At 41.1% G+C, this 23,291-nt stretch carries 23 protein-coding genes and 1 tRNA gene; 8 read left to right on the top strand and 16 right to left on the bottom strand.

From position 1 onward, the window contains the following. Nucleotides 1-228 precede the first annotated feature (228 nt). Nucleotides 229-1,461: a serine hydroxymethyltransferase gene (gene glyA / locus CLV38_RS12175; protein ID WP_106196017.1), complete on the bottom strand. Its 1,233-nt coding sequence runs from the start codon at nt 1,459-1,461 to the stop codon at nt 229-231. A 452-nt stretch (nt 1,462-1,913) separates the two neighbouring features. Between glyA and abc-f the strand changes: the two genes are divergently transcribed. Next, complete coding sequence (gene abc-f / locus CLV38_RS12170; RefSeq protein ID WP_106196014.1) at nt 1,914-3,488, top strand: ribosomal protection-like ABC-F family protein; 1,575 nt, start codon at nt 1,914-1,916, stop codon at nt 3,486-3,488. 132 nt (nt 3,489-3,620) lie between these two features. On the opposite strand, the gene CLV38_RS12165 is transcribed toward abc-f, so the two are convergent. The 5 genes from CLV38_RS12165 to CLV38_RS12140 form a co-directional block, all read right to left on the bottom strand. Further along, nucleotides 3,621-3,992, bottom strand: coding sequence for a hypothetical protein (locus tag CLV38_RS12165; RefSeq protein ID WP_106196011.1), 372 nt, complete (start codon nt 3,990-3,992; stop codon nt 3,621-3,623). A 138-nt stretch (nt 3,993-4,130) separates the two neighbouring features. Beyond that, entirely contained in the window at nt 4,131-5,318 is a 1,188-nt protein-coding gene (locus CLV38_RS12160; protein WP_211295479.1) for a M20 family metallopeptidase, read from the bottom strand. A gap of 41 nt (nt 5,319-5,359) precedes the next feature. Next, the gene (locus tag CLV38_RS12155; RefSeq protein ID WP_106196007.1) at nt 5,360-8,425 is read right to left on the bottom strand and encodes an SbcC/MukB-like Walker B domain-containing protein; all 3,066 of its coding nucleotides are present in this window, start codon (nt 8,423-8,425) and stop codon (nt 5,360-5,362) included. Further along, nucleotides 8,426-9,559, bottom strand: coding sequence for an exonuclease SbcCD subunit D (locus tag CLV38_RS12150; protein WP_106196005.1), 1,134 nt, complete (start codon nt 9,557-9,559; stop codon nt 8,426-8,428). It lies immediately after the preceding gene. A gap of 589 nt (nt 9,560-10,148) precedes the next feature. Further along, a tRNA-Leu gene (locus tag CLV38_RS12140) sits at nt 10,149-10,232 on the bottom strand. A gap of 149 nt (nt 10,233-10,381) precedes the next feature. Between CLV38_RS12140 and CLV38_RS12135 the strand changes: the two genes are divergently transcribed. From CLV38_RS12135 to CLV38_RS13775, 3 genes are all read left to right on the top strand, one after another. Further along, entirely contained in the window at nt 10,382-10,873 is a 492-nt protein-coding gene (locus CLV38_RS12135) for an SOUL family heme-binding protein (RefSeq protein ID WP_170068898.1), read from the top strand. Nucleotides 10,874-10,904: 31 nt separating this feature from the next. Further along, nucleotides 10,905-11,261, top strand: a complete 357-nt coding sequence (locus tag CLV38_RS12130; RefSeq protein ID WP_106195998.1) for an HIT family protein — start codon at nt 10,905-10,907, stop codon at nt 11,259-11,261. 94 nt (nt 11,262-11,355) lie between these two features. Next, a complete protein-coding gene (locus CLV38_RS13775; protein WP_170068897.1) occupies nt 11,356-11,520 on the top strand; it encodes a hypothetical protein in 165 nt (54 codons plus the stop codon). A gap of 64 nt (nt 11,521-11,584) precedes the next feature. Here the strand turns inward: CLV38_RS13775 and CLV38_RS12125 are convergent, their stop codons facing one another. Continuing rightward, a complete protein-coding gene (locus CLV38_RS12125) occupies nt 11,585-12,607 on the bottom strand; it encodes a Gfo/Idh/MocA family oxidoreductase (protein WP_106195996.1) in 1,023 nt (340 codons plus the stop codon). Between the two features lie 201 nt (nt 12,608-12,808). On the opposite strand from CLV38_RS12125, the gene CLV38_RS12120 reads away from it, so the two are divergent. Further along, nucleotides 12,809-13,663, top strand: coding sequence for a MurR/RpiR family transcriptional regulator (locus CLV38_RS12120; protein WP_106195994.1), 855 nt, complete (start codon nt 12,809-12,811; stop codon nt 13,661-13,663). A gap of 266 nt (nt 13,664-13,929) precedes the next feature. Here CLV38_RS12120 and CLV38_RS12115 read toward each other — a convergent pair whose 3' ends face one another. The 7 genes from CLV38_RS12115 to CLV38_RS12085 all read right to left on the bottom strand — a co-directional run bounded on the left by CLV38_RS12115 (nt 13,930) and on the right by CLV38_RS12085 (nt 19,791). After that, the gene (locus CLV38_RS12115; RefSeq protein ID WP_106195992.1) at nt 13,930-14,637 is read right to left on the bottom strand and encodes an LrgB family protein; all 708 of its coding nucleotides are present in this window, start codon (nt 14,635-14,637) and stop codon (nt 13,930-13,932) included. Nucleotide 14,638: 1 nt separating this feature from the next. Further along, nucleotides 14,639-15,025: a CidA/LrgA family protein gene (locus tag CLV38_RS12110; RefSeq protein WP_106195990.1), complete on the bottom strand. Its 387-nt coding sequence runs from the start codon at nt 15,023-15,025 to the stop codon at nt 14,639-14,641. A 284-nt stretch (nt 15,026-15,309) separates the two neighbouring features. Continuing rightward, on the bottom strand, nt 15,310-16,089 hold the full coding sequence (locus CLV38_RS12105) for an acetoin reductase (RefSeq protein ID WP_106195988.1): 780 nt from the start codon (nt 16,087-16,089) through the stop codon (nt 15,310-15,312). 164 nt (nt 16,090-16,253) lie between these two features. Then, nucleotides 16,254-18,146 (bottom strand): heavy metal translocating P-type ATPase, encoded by a 1,893-nt coding sequence (locus CLV38_RS12100; RefSeq protein WP_106195986.1) that lies wholly within the window; start codon nt 18,144-18,146, stop codon nt 16,254-16,256. Nucleotides 18,147-18,302: 156 nt separating this feature from the next. Continuing rightward, the gene (locus tag CLV38_RS12095) at nt 18,303-18,599 is read right to left on the bottom strand and encodes an iron-sulfur cluster repair di-iron protein, ric (RefSeq protein ID WP_106195984.1); all 297 of its coding nucleotides are present in this window, start codon (nt 18,597-18,599) and stop codon (nt 18,303-18,305) included. 26 nt (nt 18,600-18,625) lie between these two features. After that, nucleotides 18,626-18,859 carry a heavy-metal-associated domain-containing protein gene (locus tag CLV38_RS12090; RefSeq protein ID WP_106195981.1) on the bottom strand — a complete coding sequence of 78 codons (234 nt, stop codon included), beginning with the start codon at nt 18,857-18,859 and terminating at the stop codon, nt 18,626-18,628. Nucleotides 18,860-19,086: 227 nt separating this feature from the next. Next, nucleotides 19,087-19,791: a Crp/Fnr family transcriptional regulator gene (locus CLV38_RS12085; protein WP_106195979.1), complete on the bottom strand. Its 705-nt coding sequence runs from the start codon at nt 19,789-19,791 to the stop codon at nt 19,087-19,089. A 150-nt stretch (nt 19,792-19,941) separates the two neighbouring features. On the opposite strand from CLV38_RS12085, the gene CLV38_RS12080 reads away from it, so the two are divergent. Next, nucleotides 19,942-20,697, top strand: a complete 756-nt coding sequence (locus CLV38_RS12080; RefSeq protein WP_106195977.1) for a sulfite exporter TauE/SafE family protein — start codon at nt 19,942-19,944, stop codon at nt 20,695-20,697. 71 nt (nt 20,698-20,768) lie between these two features. On the opposite strand, the gene CLV38_RS12075 is transcribed toward CLV38_RS12080, so the two are convergent. Continuing rightward, nucleotides 20,769-21,191, bottom strand: a complete 423-nt coding sequence (locus CLV38_RS12075) for a cupin domain-containing protein (protein WP_106195974.1) — start codon at nt 21,189-21,191, stop codon at nt 20,769-20,771. Nucleotides 21,192-21,760: 569 nt separating this feature from the next. Between CLV38_RS12075 and CLV38_RS12070 the strand changes: the two genes are divergently transcribed. Further along, nucleotides 21,761-22,402: a deoxynucleoside kinase gene (locus tag CLV38_RS12070; RefSeq protein ID WP_106195972.1), complete on the top strand. Its 642-nt coding sequence runs from the start codon at nt 21,761-21,763 to the stop codon at nt 22,400-22,402. Between the two features lie 98 nt (nt 22,403-22,500). On the opposite strand, the gene CLV38_RS12065 is transcribed toward CLV38_RS12070, so the two are convergent. Then, nucleotides 22,501-22,848 carry a hypothetical protein gene (locus CLV38_RS12065; RefSeq protein WP_106195970.1) on the bottom strand — a complete coding sequence of 116 codons (348 nt, stop codon included), beginning with the start codon at nt 22,846-22,848 and terminating at the stop codon, nt 22,501-22,503. Between the two features lie 82 nt (nt 22,849-22,930). On the opposite strand from CLV38_RS12065, the gene CLV38_RS12060 reads away from it, so the two are divergent. Next, nucleotides 22,931-23,206, top strand: coding sequence for a hypothetical protein (locus CLV38_RS12060; RefSeq protein WP_106195968.1), 276 nt, complete (start codon nt 22,931-22,933; stop codon nt 23,204-23,206). Nucleotides 23,207-23,291 lie beyond the last annotated feature (85 nt).

Raw genomic sequence — 23,291 nt, 5'->3', positions numbered from 1 at the left:
CACCTTTACCATATCAGAATGGGGTTCTTTTTTCATCACTTAACAGGTGAAAATGAAAAAGTAAATTTAAGCTGCCGTTAGGCAGTTGGCACATGTTTCAACGAAAAGTATGAATTGTTCAGGTAATTATATGTTGTTCTGTTTTATTCTCGCCCATTAACTCATAAACTAAGCCCCCTTTCTGATTGAAAGGAGGCTTTACTTGTTTATTTAATTTTATGCACTGGATTACTTATACAACGGTAAACGTCTTGTTAGCTCACGTACCGATTCTTTTACTTCAGCCAGTTTGTCTTCATCTTCTTTAGCTGTCAGTGTGTCTACAATTAACTCTGCAACTTTTCTGCTTTCCTCTTCTTTAAATCCTCGTGAAGTGATTGCAGGTGTTCCAATGCGGATGCCGCTTGTTTTGAATGGGCTCAATGTTTCAAAGGGAATGGTATTTTTATTTACTGTGATTCCCACTTTATCCAGTAAATTTTCTGCCTGTTTGCCGTTTAATCCAAAATCAGTCACTTCCATCAATAATAAGTGATTGTCCGTCCCACCACTGATTAAACGCCCAGCTGATTGTTCAAACACTTCAGCCATTGCTCTGGCATTCGCTTTGACCTGTTTAGTGTATGCTTTAAATTCAGGCTGCAGTGCTTCTTTAAACGCAACCGCTTTTGCTGCAATGACATGTTCAAGTGGCCCACCCTGGATACCCGGGAATATGGCACTGTTCAATTTTTTCCCGTATTCCTCTTTAGCCAGAATCAGCCCGCCTCTAGGTCCACGTAATGTTTTATGTGTGGTGCTGGTTACGACATCTGCGTAGGGGATAGGATCTGGGTGTTCTCCTGTGGCAATCAATCCGGCAATATGTGCCATATCAACCATTAAAATAGCGCCTACTTCATCAGCAATTTCACGGAACTTTGCAAAATCAATGGCTCTCGGATATGCACTGTACCCTGCGATAATCATTTTAGGTCTATGCTTTAAAGCAAGTTCTTTAACCTGATCGAAATCGATCGTTTCTGTTTCTTTGTCTACTTCATAAGGAACAACATTATATAATTGACCACTAAAATTTACGTGAGAACCATGAGTTAAATGACCCCCGTGGTTCAGGTCCATTCCCATGTATGTATCACCAGGATTTAAGAACGTCTGGAATACAGCCATGTTTGCCTGAGAACCGGAATGAGGTTGAACATTCGCATACTCTGCATTAAATAATTCTTTAGCGCGATCAATTGCCAGGTTCTCCACGACATCAACGAATTCGCATCCCCCGTAATATCGTTTGCCCGGATAGCCTTCTGCATATTTATTCGTTAACACACTTCCCTGAGCATCCATCACTGCCTGAGATACAAAATTTTCCGAAGCAATCAGTTCGATGTTCTCTTCCTGTCGTTTCTTCTCCAACTCTATAGCCTCAAATACTTCCTGATCATAACTGATTTCTATCACTTTCTGTCCACTCCCTCATTTTGAACTATTTAATTGAAGTATAGCATAGCTCAGAAAAAAATCATTTACTTATGTAAGATTTTTTCAGAAATTTTCTATTTGAATCCATTAAAAATTTATTCACGTTTGACAATTGCGCTTTGATAAGCTATTCTACCTATATCAAATCAGGACAGGAGTGTTATTTGAGCCGATGCGTAACTAATCTCATTTTATAAGTCGAAAAGAAGCAGAATAAGATCAGAGTAAGGTCTTATTTGTGATGTCTTTTTCAGACTAAAATGGGATAAATGACGATTTGGCTAAATAATAGAGACTCTTGCACGTTTATGTCTTTACATCATTCTGCCTTATCGACCTCCCACTTTGTCTGAAAACAAAATGGGAGGTTTTTTTGATGAAAAATTGAGGCACTCAATCCATAACTATAAAATGGAAAAGGAATGATATTTATGTCATTAGTCTCATTGAACAAGATCAAAAAGGGTTACGCAGACCGCTTATTATTTGATGTAGAGCAGCTGCACATTGAAGATAGGGATAGAATCGGTCTAGTCGGGTCAAACGGAAGCGGAAAATCCACATTGTTTAACCTGATTAAAGGCTTAGAAGAGCCCGATGAAGGCATGATTGAAAGACACGGTACAATTGAGCTGCTGCCTCAACTAAAGGATTCCCATGCAACAAAAAGCGGTGGAGAAACCACAGCAGAGTATGTCATTCAAGCTCTGAATAAAAGCTGTAAACTGTTGCTTGCAGATGAACCCACCACGCATCTGGATATCCAGCACATCGGCTGGGTAGAAAAGTCATTTTCACAATTTAACGGTGCATTTATTGTCGTCTCACATGACCGATCATTTTTAAATCAAGTCTGCACGACTATATGGGAGCTGGATAACCAGACTATTAAAGTGTATCCAGGTAATTACAGCGCCTATAAACGGGAAAAAGAGAATGAATTTCAGCACCAGCAGACAGAATATGGAAAATACATCAGCAAACGCAGTCAGTTGATTGAGGCGAAAGAGAAGAAAGCGCGGCAGGCAGTGAACGCAACGAAGAGTAAAACAAAAGTGGGCGATTCCGAATATAACTTGAAAGGATCGGCTCCCTACTTTCAGAAAAAGTCCAAGAAGCTGCAGCAGGTTCAAAAATCAATGGATACGCGAATTGAGAAACTGGAAAAAGTTGACAAGCCTAAGGAAACTGAATCCATTAAAATCGAACTGCCAGATATGGACAAGCTGAAGAGCCGATTTGTGATACGTGCAACCAATAGTTTAGGAGAGGTTCCCGGCAAACGGTTATGGGATCCTGCGACACTGTCCATCAAAGGCGGCGAAAAGGTTGCGCTGATCGGACCCAACGGGAGCGGGAAAACGACACTGATCAGCAAGCTGTTACACGGTGATGAGGCTATACAGGTGTCTCCTTCCTTAAAAATAGGCTACTTTTCTCAAAACTTGAGCACGCTCGATGTGTCAGAATCAATTCTTGAGAACGTAAAGAAAGACGCTGTTCAGTCAGAGACCCTGATCCGGATCATTCTGGCCCAGCTGCATTTCAGAGGAGATGATGTCTACAAATCTGTTTCAGTCCTCAGCGGGGGTGAGCGGGTAAAAGTATCTCTGGCTAAGTTGATATCTGGTAACTACAACACGTTGATTTTGGATGAACCGACCAATTTTCTGGACATTCAAGCTGTCGAAGCCCTGGAAGGCCTGCTTGCGGAATATGAAGGAAGTATCTTGTTTGTCTCACACGACCGGTCGTTTGTTAACCAGATCGCCTCTAAAGTATGGGTGATCGAAAACGGGAAGATACATGAGTTTGAAGGGGATCTTGCTGGGTGGGAAGCTTCCAAAGTACACTCGACACCAGTTGATTCTAAGGAAGAAGAGCTTATGCGTATCGAAAATAAGATCGCTGAAGTGCTGGGGTCTCTGTCGCTTGAGTTTTCCAAGAAAAAAGATGAAGAGTTTAAAGAGTTGCTTCAGAGGAAAAAAGAACTGACGGATAAATAGTTTAATTTCTCCTATTTCTACAAAGATAAAACCCAATATTTACAGCTGAATTGCTGAAAATATTGGGTTTTATCTATTTTAATAATTTAAGTAATTTATCTGTAGACATGGTGTCTGTAATACATATACTAGTCAGTTTACATTTGGTAGATAAGCTGATTCTTCTGATGTTACTCCATCTTTGCCAGTTGAATTTGGTAATGACTCAGTTTCAGAAGACACTTTTTCTTCAATGGTCATTTCTCCAGTTTCTAAGTTGAAATTGACGGACCCATCGCCATCGAAAGATGCTATCAGTTCTCTCACCTCTGCTAATGAATCATCATAGTCAAACTCTTCATCGATAACATCATCAGGGTGTATTGGATCGACGTACACTTCAGGTATATACTCTACTGTAGCTTCTTCTGCAGAGCCCTCTGCCAGTTGCAAGGTATCGGAAAAAGACAAAATCATTATCAGTAAAACTACAATTGAAAAGATACTAAGAATTTTGATTTTCATCTTTTTCACCTCTTTGTACTCCATGTTAAAGAAAATAAGCCGACAAATCAAAGAAAGATCTGATTGTTATTAACTTTCAGTAGATAAAAAAGACGCATATTCTAAAAAATATACGTCTTTAATACTATTAACTATCATCTAATTCTTTGATATAACGCTGTTCGAAAACTCTTCTTTTACTTTATTCAGTTTATCCGGATTACCAATCAGATCAAGTGCAGTATAGGTCAGCCCGGCAATTGTCTTGTCCATGGCTTTATAAGCTTCTTCAGTTAAGGTGCACTCTCTGAATTCTGTTGTATGACCAGAAACTGATTTGCCGTTGGTGATTTCAAAATACGGGTTGATTGCAGGGACGACCTGGCTGACATTACCCATATCCATCGATCCCATCGAATCACGCTCTTCCGTTATCATTTCTATGCCGAGTGACTGCATGTTCTCATTATAAAGGGAAGACAGAGTTTCGTTGGTGATTAGATTTTTGTAGGCAGCTTCATAGTATCCCCACTCCATTGTGCAGTTGGCTGCCAGTGCTCCGGCTTCTGCACAGCGGATCACTTTTTCACGCAGTTCATTCAGGTAAGGCATGTCCATTGCTCTCACATAAAATTCGGCACGGGTGTAGTCCGGAATCACGTTCGCTGCTTCTCCACCTTCTTTGATCACGCCATGCACACGGGCGCTTGGGTGAATCTGTTGTCTGAGTGAGCTGACATTATTGAAAAAGTTGATACAAGCATCGAGTGCGTTGTTGCCTTCATACGGTGATGCAGCTGCGTGAGAGGTCTGACCGTAAAAACGGAATTCGATTGCTTCCATTGCCATAGAGGTCCCACTCGCGTAATAGCCATCAGATGGGTGCGTACAGAATGCAACATCAACGTCATCAAACGTTCCGGCATCAGACATCGTAACCTTATCTCCATTTGTTTCTTCTGCAGGGGTTCCAAGAACAATGACCGTTCCGCCAGCTTCATCAACCAGTTTGGATAAGGCAATGCCTGCCCCTGTATCAGTCGCCCCCAGCAAATTGTGTCCACAGCCGTGTCCGATGCCAGGCAACGCATCATATTCCGATAAGTAGGCTATTGTCGGTCCAGCTGTCTTGCCTTTATAGACAGCTCTAAATGCTGTGCCGATTCCCAAATAAGGGTACTCGACTTCAAACCCGTGTTGTCTGAGCAGTTCCACATGCGCTTTTGAAGATAGAAACTCCTCGTGACCCATTTCAGGATTGGCATAGATATATTCGCTAAGCTCCTGAAGTTCCGGTCTTAATTGTTTAATGATCGATTCTACTTTCTCTTTCCACTGCTTTGCCATTTGATTCATCCTTTTCTATTTAACTTTCACTATTTTTAAAATTAAACCGACTGAACGCTCACTTTACTGCCTTCCGCTGTCTTTTCGACCACGATATGCGACGGTATACGGGTCTTCAATTCGTCAACGTGCGAAATGATACCGACCAGTCGTCCTTTTTTATGCAGGTCTAGTAAGGTCTGGATCGCTTTGTCCAATGAGTCGGAATCCAGTGTACCAAACCCTTCATCGATAAAGAGGGTATCAACGCTCACTCCTCCACTTTGACTCTGAATCACATCGCTTAATCCCAGTGCTAAAGCAAGTGAGGCTTTAAATGATTCGCCACCAGATAAGGTATTGACGCCACGCATCTTGCCTGTTTCCAGATCAAAGACATCCATATCCAGCCCTTTCGGCTTATTCCCTTTAGCCGCATCCATTTTACGTTTCAGTTCATAGCGGTTATTCGTCATTTCCCCAAACCGCTCGTTGGCTGCCAGCAGTATCTCATCAAAATAAATTCCCAGTACATACCGTTCAAATGAAATACGATCCGTTTCATTGCTAGTCCCGCTTGCCATCAAGGACAGTTCGTTATAAATCTGATAGTCTTTCTCGATCTCATCACTTTTTTCCTGATGCCTATGGATGGAATCAAATGCCTGCTGGTTCTGGTTGACTGATTTGACCAGGTCATCGCGACTGTCTTCCAGTTTCGGCAGTACCAAATCTATTTCAGCATATTTTTCCTGGTAATCCGTTAAAGAAAGTAGTGTTTCTTCTTTTTCCAGGAATTCGTCAACCTCTCTTTGCTGAACAGTCAGACTGTGACGCGCTTTCTCATAGTCGCTAATGGCTGTCCGCATTTTTTTAGCTGTTTCTTCCTCAAGAAGTACTGTTTCAAAATTTTCTTCCAGTTCACTCTCTTCAACTAAGTGAGTGAAGTCCTTCTCTGCTTCGGATTGCTTTTTAGTCACCGTTTCAAGCTGCTCCTCAGTCAGTTCAAGCGCACGTTTATTCGCAGATAGATTTCCGCTCAGCTCCTGAACCGTCTTCTGATTTTCAGCTGCTTTTTTCTCAATTTCGCTGATCAGTTTGTCTTTAGCTTCTATCGCTTCTCTGATTTCTTTTTCAGATTCAAAAGACAGTGAGGCTCTCAGCTCTTCAGATTCTTCTTTCAGTTCACCGATGCGTTTCGTTTGGTGTTCTTCGTCTGCTTTCAACTGGACTAATGAATCGGAAAGACCCCGTTCTTTTGTTTGAAGAGTTTCCAATTTATTAGTGAGTTGGCCTTCCTGTTCAACTTGCTTCTGCATTTGTCTTAAGTCTTTTTCTAATCCGTCCAATGCTTCACTTATCTGTTTGACTTCTGTTTGTGTGGCCTTGAGTTGTTCATCCGCATCCACATGATTGATTCCGAGTTCCTTGCAGCGTTTCCCTACTGCTTCAGACAACTGCTGCAGGTGCGCAGCGATTTTATTGTATTTGGCTTCAGCTGTCAGTTTGTCTTTCTCCAGACGGTCGACGGCTTCTTTCGATACAGTATCATCCGTAACGTGCGCAATATTGGGGTGATCCGTGCCTCCACACACTGGGCAGGGCTCGTTTTCTTTCAGGTCACCAGCCAATACAACCGCTATATTGCTGAAATAGGCTTCTTTTGCTGTTTGCCATGTTTGACTGATTTGCTTCAACTCTTTATTGGCTTCAGAAAAAGATTCTTTTACTTTGGCCCCTTCTTTTCTCAAATCACACAGTTCATTCAGTTTTTCCAGTTTCTGACTCATCTGACTTTTCCGGTCTTTTAATGCAGTGATCTCTTCGTAGTGCTTTGGAAAAAGGTTCTTTAATGTCTGAAGTGTTTTGAGTTCAGTCTGGCACTGACTGATGGTTTCTTTCAGCTCCCGCCCGTTTTTAGTCAATTCAAGGCGTTTTGCTTTGTTTTCTTTGATTTGCTTTTCAGAAAGGATGATTGCTTCCTGTTTCTTCTCGGCTTCTTTCATGCGGTCCAGTTCATTACTCAGTTTCTGAATCGCTTCACGAAGACTGTTTAACCCCACTACTTCTTTCTGAATGACATCCTTCTGTTTTTGGGCTTCATCCAGTGCTTTAGTCAATGTCTTCTGTTCCTGTTTTAACTGACCACATTTAGTCTCTGCAGTTCTACTGTCTTCAGACAACTGATTAACCGTCTTTTTAGCTTCTGCCAGTTTCAGTGCTTCTTCACTTTGAGATAACTGCTGTGTGTAGGTTTTGATGATCTGTTCTGTTTCATCTAATTCGAATTTTTCCTTGTTAAGACATGCCTTTTTCTCAAGTCTCTCGATCAACCGTTCGTAGGCAGTTTTTTGTTCCTGAAGTTGCCTGATCGACTGCTTATTTTCAGTCAGTTTTGCTGTGTCAGACAGGATCACTTTTTCAATTTCTTCAAGGGCGGCAAGGACATTAAACTGCTCGATTGCCTTTTCAAGTCTATCATTCTCTTTAGTCAGGATCGTCTGAAAAGCTAATCCCACTGCCTGCTCGTAGCTGTCCCGCTCTTTTTTTAATTCCTTCGCTTTTTCTTTCAACTTTTCCTGAAAAGCTTCAAACTGATTGGTTTGAAAAATATTACGGAAAATCTTTTCTTTGTCCGCACTGTTTGAATCCAGCATACGCTTGAAATCACCCTGCGGCAGCATTACGATTTGTCTGAACTGGTCATGTGTCAGACCCATCAGCAATTCGATTTCTTTATTGGCCTCATTTATTTTTGTGGTTACATTTTCGCCATTATGAAACTCGACACTCGCTAAAATCTGTTTGGTTTTCGAGCGGGTACCTGGTCCAGTCTGATTCGGTTCACGCCTGACAGAGTAGCGTTTCTGTCCCAGCTCAAATTCAAAATAGACGTAACACAAGTCCGTATCACTCGCATGATCGGATTTATATGTATCTTTTTCACGGCCATCTTTAGAGGGTTTATCAAACAATGCATAGGCAATTGCGTCAAAAATCGTCGTCTTCCCAGCACCAGTTGGGCCGCTGACAAGGAAGAGTGAGGACTGATTAAACTCTGTAAAATCGATCTCGACTTCCCCTTTGTAAGGGCCGAATGCACTCATTTTCAGTTTTAATGGACGCATCTACTCTTCCCCTCTCTGGGTGGTTTCCCAAATCGCATTGACTGCTTTTATTCGGTCTTCATCTAGTGGCTGTTCTTTGAAGTTCGTGTAAAAGTCGCTGAACAATTCCAGTACATTTTTCTTGTCTGCCAGCTGATGAGTACGAGTTGTCTCTTTAGACTGCCTTTCTTTCCTTGCTGTATACTCAAGCCCCATCGCATAAGGATAACGGCGTCTCAGCTGATGCATTGCGTCCATGACGTAATGATCGTCGTCCAGCTCAAAGAATATATAGTCTTCCGATTCACCCTGCATCATCTCACTGAACAGGCCTTTCATCACACGCATATCCCGATTCGGTTCGGTGACGATTGTCTGAACATCAATCGTTTCTTTTTCAAGTTCGACTAACAGGTGCTGCTTCTTGTGCTTCACTTCAGATTTCGAATACTTCAATGGCGATCCGCTGTAACGCACTCGATCCGTTTTTACTTTCTGTGCTTTGTGCAGGTGACCCAGTGCCACGTAGTCAAAGGCCTCAAATAAATCGACATCGACGTACTCAGCTGTCCCGATGCTCAACGGACGCTCCGAGTCAGAATCCTCTACCGATTCTTTTCCGCCGTTCACTACATAGCCATGCGCAATCAGAATATTCAGTTCATCAGGGTTCATCGATTCTTTGATCGATCTGATCTGCTCTCGGGTAGCATCCTGCAAATCTCTAATTTCTTCGTCACCCAATAGTTTCCGGATGGTCACATGATCCGCAAACGGCAGCAGGTAAAAATTAGCGCCTTTAATGGTTACTTTTCTGATATCTTTCTTAACTGTACCTTCGATATACAACTCACTCGTTGATAAGAGCTGCGCGCCGTATTCCAGCCGTTCATTGCTGTCATGATTTCCCGCGATAGCTAAGACTGGAATCCCTGCTTCACGAATCAGTCGCGTAAAGATATCCGTCGCCAGAACCACCGCTTCTTTTGGCGGGATAGTACGGTCATACAGATCCCCGGCCATGATCAAAACATCGACGTCCATTTTTTTCACATCATCAACTAGTTTGTGCAGGACTTCAGCCTGATCCTCAAGCATTGAAAACTCATTCACTATTTTTCCGATATGCCAATCCGCTGTATGTAAGATTCTCATGTTTTGCCTCCGTTTACTCTTATCACGTTCAGTGTATTTCTCTTATTTTATCAGAAAAGTGCGGGAGACTAAATAGAGCGAGCGCTCATCTCTTGTATAGTTATTGTTTTGCTTTTGAAAAATCTGATTTCGGCTTGCCCGAAATTTTCTGCCTCTCGACTTTGCCTAAGTGACTCATTCTTCGGATAACTCCAGGCCTTCAGCCTCCTGACTCTGCTGAAGTGGATAGAGTTTAGGACTACTCGGTTAACTTTAAGAGCCGACTTTACCAAAGTCCTACTCTCTTCAGCAGACTCATTATGAAAATACATTTCACTTTGCCATAATCGGACTCCTTCGACACTCTCGAATAGTTTCCTTACTGACTTTACCGAAGTGGACCCTACTTCAGTACGCTCAATCTCTTGTTGATCTTCAGTTTTCCTAAGTACATTTCCCTTCGGTTAACTCATCACAGCTTTTATCACGACTGAGGCTAAATCCGACTACTATGAGTCACTATTTATCTGCTAACTGGAACTCTACAATAAAAACAAACGAAAAAGCACGCAACCCCTCACTTTAGAGAAGTTACGTGCTCAATTAAGTATGGCCAGGAAGGGAGTTGAACCCTCACGAGCGTTACGCTCACCAGATTCTGAGTCTGGCGTGTCTACCATTCCACCACCTAGCCGGAACATTCACTAGTATATCATATTTTTCTAATTTTGTATGACTTTTTTTAGTAGATCTAACAATACAGGACTAGATTGTTAATGTTACAAGGCTTGGAGTGATACAATGACAGTGAATTACACATCTTATAATGAACGGAGTGATTGTATGGGAAAATACGAGACACCCGATTATGAAGTCGTGACGAAGGAAAATGAATATGAATTGAGAAAATACGTTGATTTTTACATCGTTGAATATGAGAACACTGAAGATCCCGAAGTGAACAATGCGTTTCGCACACTATTCAGATATATTTCCGATAACAACAAAGAGAATGAGAAAATAGAAATGACCGTCCCTGTGATTCAAGAAGGAAATGAATTGAATCGAAAAATGGCATTTGTAGTCCCGAAAAAATACGACGATCACATTCCGGAACCAAACAATCAGAATCTAAGCGTGACTAAATTCGACGAGGGCTTGTTTGCCACCATTCTGTATTCCGACAGATCCAACGCTTCAAAAGAACAGAAAATGAAAGACAAACTGGAAAAAGGGTACAGCAAGCAGTCGAATGTCATGGTCGCTAAATATAACGGACCCGCTACCCCCTCTTTTTTGAGAAGAAATGAGATATGGGTTAGAGTTAAGACATGATAATTACCAACAATTAAAAGGAGACTGACCAATGACTGACTGTTATTACTGTACTAAACCTCAACATAAATTTTTGATTGAAAACGACTATGCTGCAGGCTATTACGACGAAAAACCGTCTTCACCCGGACACTTTCTGGTCTTCACTAAACGCCATACGCCTGATTTCTTTAATATGACACGAGAAGAGCAGCAAGGCGTCAATGATTTACTGGTGAAAGCAAAAGAGCTCGTCGACAAAGAACATCAGCCGGCTGCTTACAATATGGGTGCAAACTGCGGATCAGCTGCCGGACAATCTGTTCGTCATGCTCACTTCCACTTGATCCCAAGGTATGAAGGAGATGTCGAGAACCCTAAAGGCGGCGTGAGAAATATAATGAAGTGATGCTCTCGCATCACTTTTTTCTCTATAAAAAATAGTGAAAAAAACAGCTATAACATTACTCAAGCTAATTTATACGATAGGACGAACGCCTTTGTTGACTAAAAAACAACTTTTCACAGGATTAGTATTGGCTGTTGTTGCTGTCTTATTAACAGCTCTTTTAGACCTTCCAGCTGGAGCAACTCCTGTTTTCATACTAGTCTTTACAGCAATGGGAGCTTATTTTCGGTATCAGAATACTAAAGACAGTGAGGAATAACCTTAGATGGATCTTTCCCCCTGTCTTTAACTAACTAATTATCTTTTTGTTTTATTGTATCTACTTACTTATTTTTCATCTGTCGAATGCCTTCTTCAAGGATCTCTATCTGGCGAATGGTCTCTTCGTCTTTGACCAGTTTTTCAGCACCGTCAAGAAGGGTGTCTGCGAGGGCTTCATAAAAGCGACTGTAGCTGCCTTTTTCAGATACGATTTTTTCTTCGTGGTACTGTCCCGATTCGTCCATATAATACAGAGTCCCGTAATGCTCAGGTAAGTCGACACCGAAATCATCATTGGTCGGCATATAAAATAACTTCAAGTGCTCTTCCTGACGGTCCTTGGTTTCTTTAATGAATGTGCCTTTCGTTCCGTAAACTGCAAAACTTGGGCGCTCTTTCAGTCTGAAATAACTTGATTTCACTGATACTTTTACATGGTTCGGATAGAAAAAGTCCAGATCAAAGTAATCATTCATCCGGCCTTCACCCAGCAACTGTCTCACATCGTATTGGATTTTTTCAGGATCCCCAAAGTAAGAAAGGACCTGATCGGCTGTATGGCAGGCATGGGTATATAAAAAGCTCTCCATTGGATCAAAGTGATCAACACCGTGAGGGACTTCTGGACGGAAGTAGTCAAAGTGCATCTCGACTTCAAGTATCTCTCCCAGCTTCCCGCTTTCAATGACCTTTTGAACAGTCAGAAAGTCCGAATCGAATCGACGATTCTGATAACATTGAACGAACAACTCTTTTTCTTCAGCCAGCTCAAACAATTCTTTCGCCTGTTCGCTTGTTTCAGAAAAAGGCTTCTCGACTAAGACATTCTTGCCATTCAATAGTGCCTCTTTAGCCAATGGATAGTGAGTGTGAGGTGGAGTGGACAATACGACCAGATCAATTGCTGAGTCATTCCAGATATCCTGGATATCACTGACGTATTCCACACCATCAATAGGTTCCCAGACCGAATTTGAATCTCTGGACAAAATCTTTTTGATACTAATTCTATTGACCTGCCTTGAAAATGGGATGTGATAACGATTCGCGCTCTTTCCGTTTCCTATATAAGCAATGTTAAGCATGATTTTCCTCCTGAGTATCGTTCTCTACTAGGTACACTTCCATTTAATCATGCTGGTTAATAGAAGTAAAACAAATTGATAGACTGGGTAGTTTTTTCCAAAATAAGGCGCTGGATCCGCTTCTATCTGACAGTTTTGACCGGATACAGATTGACATCATTTTTGAGATAAGGCAAACTTGATGGAAAGGAGGTCAGGATCATGTCATTAACAGCCGCTTTACAGAACACGATTCGCTTCAATCCATCCGAAGAAGCCGTCGCTCAGTACATACTAGATCATCGTGAACAGGTTTTAAACCTGTCCATTCAAACCCTGTCGGAACGAACATTTACGTCCCCTTCAACAATTGTGAGACTATGTCGTAAGGTTGGACTGAAAGGCTTTAAAGATTTTAAAATAAAATGGTCCGCAGAGCTTCAGAAAGAATATAACACGATCTCGAATGTAGACCCTGATTTTCCATTTACCGATGATGATTCCTACGGTGAGATTCAGAAAAAGATTCTAGAACTGTTCACTGATTCGCTGAATAAAACCAATCAAATTTTATCCAATGATCAAGTGGAAACAGCAGTGGAATATTTACTGAAAGCCAAGAAAATTGGTGTTTTCGCATATGGAGATACCTATTTACCTGCTTTAAATTTCCAGAATAAATTGATGAAAATCGATATGGCCGTTCAGTTGGCTACACTTCCGGGAGAAAATCGTCACTTGGCAACAAATTTCAAAACAGGTGACTGTGCCATTGTTATATCCTACAGTGGTGAAAGTAAGAACAATTATTACATTACTCAACTGTTGAAAGAAAGTGGCACGACGGTCATTGTGATCACAGGAAACACGCACTCTCATATCGCCTCGCTTGCTGATCTGGTCCTGCCCGTCGCCAAAAACGAAAGCCAGTCAGTTAAGTTATCTACTTTTTCGTCTCAAGTCGCCATCGACTATGTACTCAATACAGTTTACGGATGTCTCTTTGTGTCCAATTATGAAACAAACCAATCCAAACGGATCGCTTCAGAGACCCTTTTTTTAGACGACCGTTTTTAATTCTTAATAAAAATGGATTTAAAGAGCTCGATCATGATTCATTGCTTGTTCAGCTTCGTTAAACCAAAACGCCAAAGCATTAAATACCGATCAGCAGTAATGGATCTCACTATAAATTGAAAACGGGTAAGCGACTGTTATTTATCAACAGTTTCTTATCCGTTTTTTGTCGCTTCGACCTTGCCGAAAAATCATTCCATTTAGAGAGAATCCAATTTTAAATTCGCTTCATTTTCATTTCTCTATATAATGTCTCTATTCCTGCATCAAAACAATGCCCCGACAAATCCCATTACAAAGGGCGCTAGTATAACGACGACAATCCCTGTCAAGACAATCGACAGTCCTGCCATTGCCGCCTGGACATCGCCTAGCTCGATGGCTTTAGCCGTTCCCATCGCGTGTGAGCCGGATCCCAGTGCCACGCCTTGAGCAACTGGATCGGTTATCTTAAGCAGTGCAAAAATTGGCGGACCCACAATAGTTCCCAGAACACCCGTAAAGACGACAATTGCCACCGTCAGTGAGACGATGCCGCCTAGTGATTCAGAGACTCCCAATGCAATAGCTGTCGTAATCGATTTTGGAAATAAGGTTGCCACAAGCTCCTCATTGAATTGAAAGAGGATACTCACCATCACCAGTATGGCTGAATGGAACAAAACGCCTAACGCAATACCTGAAATGATTGCAGTATAGTACTTTTTCAGATAAACAATATTTTTTTCCAGTTTGATTGCCAGAGCAACGGTTGCCGGTGTAATCCACAAGTTAATGAACCGACCGCCTTCGTTGTAATTATCATATGAAATACCCGTGATCAGTAACAGTATAATGATACTGGTGATCGCAAACACCAGCGGATTGAACAAGGGAATCGATGGCCACCTTCTGTGAAAAAGCGTGCCCAGCAGGAAAAAGAAAAATGTGATGAATAAGCCGAAAAATGGATTGATTGATAGTAAATCCCACATCTTACACCGCCTCCTTACTTACAGATGTATTCTGAAGTTTGTCATCTGTTCGGCGCTTGATCCGTTGAACAATATACGCTACAAACGCAATCATTAAAGTAGTCGTGATAAAAATAGTGACCAGCAGCTGCCACCAAATGTCGCCCAATATGCCAAAGTTAGTCATCAGTCCCACACCTGCAGGGACGAAGAATATAGCCATATTATCTGTCAGCCAATTCCCGACTTCCTCTACTTGTACGAGTTTAACCCATTTAAAATGCAAAGCAATGAATAATAAGACCATCCCGATCACACTACCCGGAACAGGAAATGGGCTGATCAGCGAAAGTAACTCCCCAATAAACGAGAATAAAAATATCCAGAAAAGCTGTTTTAATTGTCTCATTTTTTCTCCTCCTAAAGCTTCATCTGCTCTATTTTAAAGGAAATTCAGGAGATTGAAAAGCTATGAAACCGTATTTGTTCACTATTTAACATGATAATCTCATTTAAGCTATAATAGACCTGGACGTAGGCCTAGAAACAAATAGGTTAGTTGTGATTCATTGTTCAAACATATAACGTGTTCTCACTCTCTTATTCTGGGAACAGTTTTTAAATGTGTCTTCATTACATACAAAAAAGACCTCCCAAAGTGGCAGGCCTTTTCTGCTAATATAACGCTTTAATTTATCTAAAAATCATTCCTCCGTCTGATACAATTGATTGACCTGTAATGTAATTTGAATCACTAGAAGCTAAGAAGGCAACAAGATTAGCAACATCTTCCGGTTCCTGTGTTCTTCCAAGAGCAATGTCCTGAGCATACTTCTCAAAGGCCTCTCCTTTTTCAGTTCCCATATGTTCCATCATTTTTTCATCTAATCTATCCCACATACCTGTTCCCGCTATACCAGGACAGTAGGCGTTGACTGTAATTTTATCTGGCGCCAGTTCTTTCGCAGCAGCCTGGGTTACCCCTTTCACTGCAAACTTAGACGCGCTGTAAGGTGACAGCATTTCAAACCCTTCCTGTCCGGCAATACTGCAGGCATTAATGATTTTCCCGCCTTCCCCCTGTTCTTTCATCTGGTTGGCAGCTGCCTGAATACCGTACATGACACCTTTGACATTGATATCCAGTACGAAGTCGATATTCTCTGGCTTCAATTCGGTAATAGGCGCTACTTCACCTTCTACTCCAGCGTTGTTTATGAACACATCCAGTCGACCAAACTTCTCTACTGCAAATTTAACCAGACTGTTCTGATCTTCTAGTTTAGAGACATTGCCTTTAAACGTTTCTATGGCAAAGTCGTCTTTTGAGAACTCTTCTTTAGCTGAATCTAATGCTTCTTCATCCAAATCACTGATGACTATGGAGAATCCATCATTTGCCAGTCTCTTGGCTATTCCTTTTCCTAACCCCTGGGCTCCACCTGTAATGACTGCTACTTTATTTTTTGACATTAACGTAACCTCCTGTAAAAGATAATGGTAACTAATCAGTAAAAAAGCTTCAGAGTTCACCTCCAGATAATTAACCTCTATACTCAAATTAACATATATGCGCGTTCATATCTAATAAATGCACTTAAATACTTCGACTTAACTCAATCTATTCATATAAAAGATCAATCTGGGTATAATGATACTGTATTCGCTGTTTTTTCCCGTTTCTGTGACTGGTAGTTAAGTAACCGCATGCCATTAAAAATGACGACAAGTATGCTTGCTTCATGAACCAGCATGCCGATCGACATGTTCATCCAATCACTGAAAAACACGCTGGTCAAAAGGACAAGTACGACTCCTACTGCAATCATAATATTCTGAATCATATTATTCGATGTGGCTTTTGTCAAGCCTATTGCATGCGGCAGATGACTGAAATCCGAGTTCATCAAAACGACATCCGAGGTCTCAATAGCCACATCCGTTCCATTGCCCATTGCTATCCCAATATCGGCTAAAGCTAATGATGGGCTGTCATTTACGCCGTCCCCTACGAAAGCGACAATCTGTCCTGCTTCCTGAATTTTTCTGATATACGCTGATTTATCTTCAGGGAGCATGTGACCATGAGCTTCTGTGAGTCCTAATTCCCCAGCTACTGAGTCAACTGTTCCCTGATTATCACCAGACAGTACCACCAAGTTTTTGACTCCCAGCTGTTTCAGTTCTTCCAGACTATCTTTTACCCCACGGCGTACCTTATCACGTATCCCCATCAATAATGCCACTTGTCCATCCACTGCAGTTAAAACAAGTGAGTTCCCGTTTTTTTCAAACTGTCTGACATCACGTAACACCTGTTCATCCAGCAGGACATCTTCTCTATCCATCAGTGACACATTCCCTACTGCTATGCGGTGACCATCTACAGTCGAAATGACGCCACCACCTCTGACTACTTCTGTGTCTTCAACCCGATAATGATGAGCGTCTTTAATTTCTGCCACAATGGCTTGGGCTAGTGGGTGGTCTGATTCAAGCTCGACACTTGATAAATAGTTCAAAACCATCTGATGGTCACTGACATAGATTTCCGTTTCAGCTACAGTCGGACTACCGGCTGTCAGTGTGCCTGTTTTGTCAAATACAATAGTATCCACTCGACTTAAATCATGAATGACTTCACTCCCTTTAAGCAGTACACCATTACGCGCCCCGTTTCCGATACCCGCTACGTTTGATACAGGCACACCAATGACAAGCGCACCAGGACATCCCAGCACTAATATAGTGATAGCCAGTTCCAGGTTCTGACTGATCAGCAGAACGACCAATGACAGCAGCAATACAACGGGTGTATAGTATTTTGAAAAACGATCAATAAATCGCTCTGCTTCAGATTTGGAATCCTGTGCTTCTTCAACCAGTTCGATTATTTTTCCAAAGGTGGTGTCTTCCCCGACCCGATCAGCACGCATTTGAATGGTCCCATTTTCCAGAATGGTTCCGGCATAAACTGATGCATCTACGGATTTAGGGGCGGGAACAGATTCACCAGTTATGCTCGCTTCATTGATGTAGCCGCTCCCGACTAGGACTGTCCCATCTACTGGGACTTTCGCTCCAGTTTTGACCAGTAAAATATCCCCTTCATCTACTTCATCTATATCCACTTCTTCAAAACTTCCTCCAGCTGTCTGCACCAATGCACTCTCCGGAGCCATCTCCGTTAATTCTTTAATAGCAGAACGTGTTTTGTTCAGTGTCCTCTGCTCCAGATAATGACCTAATAAAAAAAGGAATGTGACTATAGCCGACTCTTCAAAATTTCGAATCAGAAAAGCGCCGGTTACAGCAATCGTTACTAAAACATCGATGCTCACTACTTTCACTTTTAAAGCCTGATAGGCTTGTACAGCTATAGGTGCGACCCCAATAAAAGAGGCAGCTATGAGTGCCCATTCAAATACAGTCATATTTCTCAGTACAAATCGGCTGAAAAATCCTGATAGAATGAGTATACCGCTGACTAGTGTGATGGCTTTTTTATTGCTTACTATCGTTTTCTGCATGCTGATTCCTCCTGAGTATTCTTCGTTCTTCTGATGATAACTAAAGTATATGTCGTCTGAACTAATATAGTCTTGAAGTGAATCAAGATTGATAATTCTTTTAAAATGGCTATGTATAACCCGGAGAGATATCTGTAATCTTTCCGGGGAAAAAGCTTATTCAATATGGTAAGATTCATCCGATTCTTTCAGCATCGTATACACCGCTTTGTACGTTTTACAAGCGTCTGATGGAGTCGTATAGTTATTCGTCACGACACGCATTTCCTTAAACTCTTCAACTAAATCAGCCGGTTGTAACCTGGTGTTTTTCACTTTGGAATGCATCAGTTCAAACAGTTCTCGGACTCTAAACACTTCCGGATGATTGTTCCCGTGCGCTCGTGTCAGAGGTAAAGTATATAGGTCTACCTTTGGAAAATAAACGTTGACGATCTCATTAAATGGTCTCATTTTTTACCCTTCTTTCTAAATTAACCTCAAGCAAATTTAACTGTTTTTTTGATAACAGGATAACCAAGATCTTCAATTACTTTTTCAATTGCCTCACCTGACGTTTTGTTCTGGTCAAAGGCAGTCTTGACTTTACTGGAATTAAACAATACCTTGACACTTTCTTTTTCTACCCCATCTACTCCCTTGACTGCATTTTCGATTTTCTGCATACAACTTGGGCATGACAGTGTTTCTAACTTTATAATCACTTTTTCCATTCTTGATCTCTCCTTTTATTTTTTATACTCTCTCTTACAACTTCAGTATAGTACGTACTCTTTTTCAGAAACTTGATGCGTATCAAGTCTATAAAACTATTTTTCAAAAAAATGTTTGTCCTTTCTTCAATTCCATCCTAGTTGGGTTGTCTATGTGTCTCTCTATATTTCAGTCCTTAAAAAGGAACCCCCGTCATATCAGACAGGGGTTCCTTTCTTCTATTCGTTTACAGAAACAGCAACTTTTCTTCGTCAAGAATTTCTATTTTCGAGGAACTGATACGTCTGATCAGCTGCATCTCTTCCAGTTCCTTTAATTTCCGACTGACTGTTTCCGGCGTGGTTCCAATATAAGATGCCAGATCCTTTTTTGTTAATGGAAGTGTCACGATTGCCGATTGGTCATCTTCCACTAATAAATCAGCCAGATAAGATGCAAGGCGCTGCTCGGTTGATTCTGTTGAAAATTGCGCGGCCTGTTGTTCACTTTCGTCTAGACGGCTAGACAATGCCTGGAGAATTTTCAATGAAATGGATGGGTATTTAATCAGCAGCTTCTGAAGTGATGCCCGCGTTATCTGGCAGACCGATGTCGCCTCCATTGCCTCAGCATAATTTTCATGTACTGTCTCATTAAAAAGAGCCAGTTCTCCTGTAAATTCTCCCGGTTTCAACACACGAACAAGCTGTTCTTTACCTGATTCAGATAACCGGTATATCCGCAGACTTCCCTTGTTCACTATCGTCAGTACATCAGAAGTATCCCCCGCTCGATAAATCAGCTCTCCTCTTTTAAATGAATGAGCCTGAACCGTCTCCATTATTTCTTCCATTTGAAGGGTATCCAGATGATTGAAGATCGGCACCATAGAAACACATCCTCGATGAGAAACACTGCATACTCTCTTTTCTGACTGATCTTTTTTAGTCATTTTTGCATCTCCTATTACTATTGAACGTATCCTTTTTCCACTTAAAAAAGTCGCCTGTTACTAATTATGTTACACTTACTATATCATATTAAATTGACGAATAACTTGATATCTATCAAGTAAATCAAGACAAATACCGGAGGAAAACGTGTGGATATTACATTAATTTTATTAATCGTGGGTGCAATTTTTCTGGGATCTCTGATGCGCTCTACATTTGGGTTTGGAGATTCTGTCATCAGCATGCCTCTACTAGCTCTGCTTCCTATTCCTTTTTCTGCTTCTGTCGCATTAGTTGGATTAGTCGGTTTTACAGTCGCTTTGTTCTCTGTGTTTACCAACTGGAACCAATTAGATAAACGCATATTGACGTGGCTGTCTCTATCAACAGTTCTAGGGATCCCCTTCGGCTTGTTTCTGGTCCGGTCTGTTGAAAGACGTTGGGTCAATCTAGTCCTGGGTTCATTGTTAGTCATCTATTCCAGCTATTCTATCTTGAGTTCAAGAAGAAAATCCAAAATGATGAACTCTCAGTTTACACACCCTTTAATTTCCGTGCCCTTCGGCTTTGCGTCCGGAATGCTTGGAAGTGCGTATAACATGAATGGGATTCCAATCGTGCTTTACGGTACATCGAGAAAATGGCCACCAAAAGAATTCAAGGACAACCTGCAGGCCCATTTCTTACTATCGAGTTCACTCATTATTTTCAGCCATTTCTTAAGTGGGTTCTGGACAAGAGAAGTCGGGTTATATTACTTTTTGTCTATTCCTGCCGTTGTTATTGCCATTTCACTCGGTAATTACCTGTATTCAAAAATTCAGGTCGACAAGTTCAGGAAATTTGTCATCTACTTCATTTTTCTCTTAGGTGTATTTACACTTGTAGAATTTCTCACTGTATGAGTATAAAAAAAGCCTCCAGGGGTTCATTTCTCCTGGAGGCTCATTTTCTAATTAGTGATTTAGTTTGCTGATTAATCTTCGTTAGGATCTTTTTCAGCGTCTTTGTGTGTCGGGTGAATGGTGCCTTCTACATGGTCTGGGCCAGCATATATAGTATACAGTTTAAGGGGCTTGTCTCCAGTGTTCTCAATGTTATGCCACATGTCAGCCGGTACAAACACAGCATCGTCATCAGCTACTTTTTCTTCTATATTTAAATCATCCTTGGTTGGACCCATTTTACATACGCCCTGGCCTTCTTCGATTCGGATAAACTGATCGATGCCTTCGTGAACTTCCAAACCGATGTCATCTCCTGGTTCGATTGACATAACCGTAACCTGCAGCTTTTTGCCCGTCCATATCGTCGTACGATAGTTATTGTTATCCATCGTTGCTTTCTCGATATTGATAACATAAGGTTCTTTTCCGTGATCTTTGTAATCTATTTCCATTTCTTCTTCCTCCTTATTTGATTATACCTATTCTAATGTAAGAATAGCACTTTAGAGAAAAAACTCAACCAATTGTGCTCTAACGGTTGTAAACCCTATTAAATCAACTTAGCGTATAATGACAGCTCATCATTCTTTATGATAATAGTGATAATTACAGCTAGAGATACTCAAGATCGTCTTTCACTCTAATCCTAGTATGGCAGAAATAAACGTTAATCCCTTGACGCAGATCAACTTTATGCTTCCACTTTATAATCGGTTTAAACTGTATCCTTTTCCCGAAAGCCGTGTAGCGATAATCAGGAAAAGGATATGACTCTTAGTCCCACTTCTTCCACAATCATCCTCACCACTTCTGAAGTGAAGTCACGACTATAATGCCCGTTCTCTAATTTCCCCCTCTACATATTATCCCCCCTATCATCACGCTTTTTTGAATAATCATTTAACATTTAGCACAAAATTTCATCTACTTTATGGCATTTATTAAGACTGTATTCTTACCTTGCAGTTTCTATGGTATGATAGATTGGATGAAATAAAAGGATGAGTTGGAAGGAGACGCAATGTCTGTGATTGTTTTAGCAGGGATGATTGGAGCAGGAAAAAGTACCTATACTACTCTAATCTCAGAAGAATTAAATAGTGTCGCATTTTACGAACAGGTTAAGGATAACGCCATTCTGGAGAAGTTTTATGATAACCCGAAACGATGGGCTTTTTCATTACAAATTTTCTTCTTGAATACCCGTTTCAGAAGCATCAAGCAGGCACTGGTTCATCGTCACAATGTACTGGACCGGTCGATTTATGAAGATGCTTTATTTACTCGCATCAACTATGAACAAGGCAATATGAGTGAAGCAGAAATGTCCTTATATACAGATCTGCTTGATAACATGATGGAAGAAATAGAAGGCATGCCGAAAAAAGGACCAGATTTACTTATTTACTTAAGAGGCTCTCTGGAAACGCATCTGGAACGTATTCAGAAACGTGGCCGACCATTCGAGCAAATCGAAGGAAATGCAGAACTGTTGGATTATTATACAAAACTGCACAGTCGTTACGACGAGTGGTTTGCCTCATACGACAAGAGTCAGACCCTTGTGATCAACATCGATGAAGTTAACCTTGAAAGACCCGAAGACAAAGAATTAGTGATGGAAAAAGTGAAACAAGCCTTAAAAGAAACGCAAGAAGCCTAATACTACTGTAATAGAACCAACCGCTGACAGTCTCTACTCGTTCTCCCTTTGATCATTTAAAGGATACTTGTACACAAGAGACTGTTCGGCGGTTTTTTCTACATATTGGTCAACATAATCATCAGGGGTATGAAAAGCAGGAATAAGATACTTGTCGCCACAATCATGTAATCAATTTTGGCAAAATGGCCCTGCAAGCTGAACACCGTTTTAAATCCAATAAAGGCCATCGTCCACCACATCATATCAAACAAAAAAGAGGTTACTGGATTATAGGGCATCATTCCAAAGACATTGGTAAAAAATAGTGTCAGCACGGTTGTATGTAACAGTAGAACTGTTTTGATTTTAACTTTCGGGTTATGATTAGTCTTCAGGACGAGATGTAACCCGCCTATCCATATACTGAAAACAATTAGCCGTAATAGTAATTGCTCACTTCTCATTAACTCACCTCTCTCTACAGATAGTTTATCAAACCTGTCCGTTTTAGAGGTTAATATTTTCATAAGAAAGGACTGTTAACTAATGGAAGAAACCGTCTATTATTCATTAATTGCCTATGACGACTGGTCATTTTATATAGCCGCAACTCCAGAGGGCTTGTGCTTTGTAGGCTCAATGCCTGCTTCAAAAGAAGAGTGTTTGAACTGGATTCGGTCCCACTTTTCACATGCAACTATTGAAGAAAATCGGGACTCGCTTGCCCTTTACGAAAAAGCGCTTATTGACTATTTAGCAAAAAAATCCCGTTCGATCGATGTTTCTGTTATTCAGTTGGGCACTTCTTTCCAAATCGAGTAGGAGATAAATGATTAATTCATTTATCGTCCTCTCACACCACCGTACGTACGGTTCCGTATACGGCGGTTCAATATCTTAAGTAAGC

The sequence above is a fragment of the Alkalibacterium olivapovliticus genome (assembly GCF_003003275.1).
Classification (GTDB): domain Bacteria; phylum Bacillota; class Bacilli; order Lactobacillales; family Carnobacteriaceae_A; genus Alkalibacterium; species Alkalibacterium olivapovliticum.
This window is presented reverse-complemented; position numbering and strand designations above follow the sequence as displayed.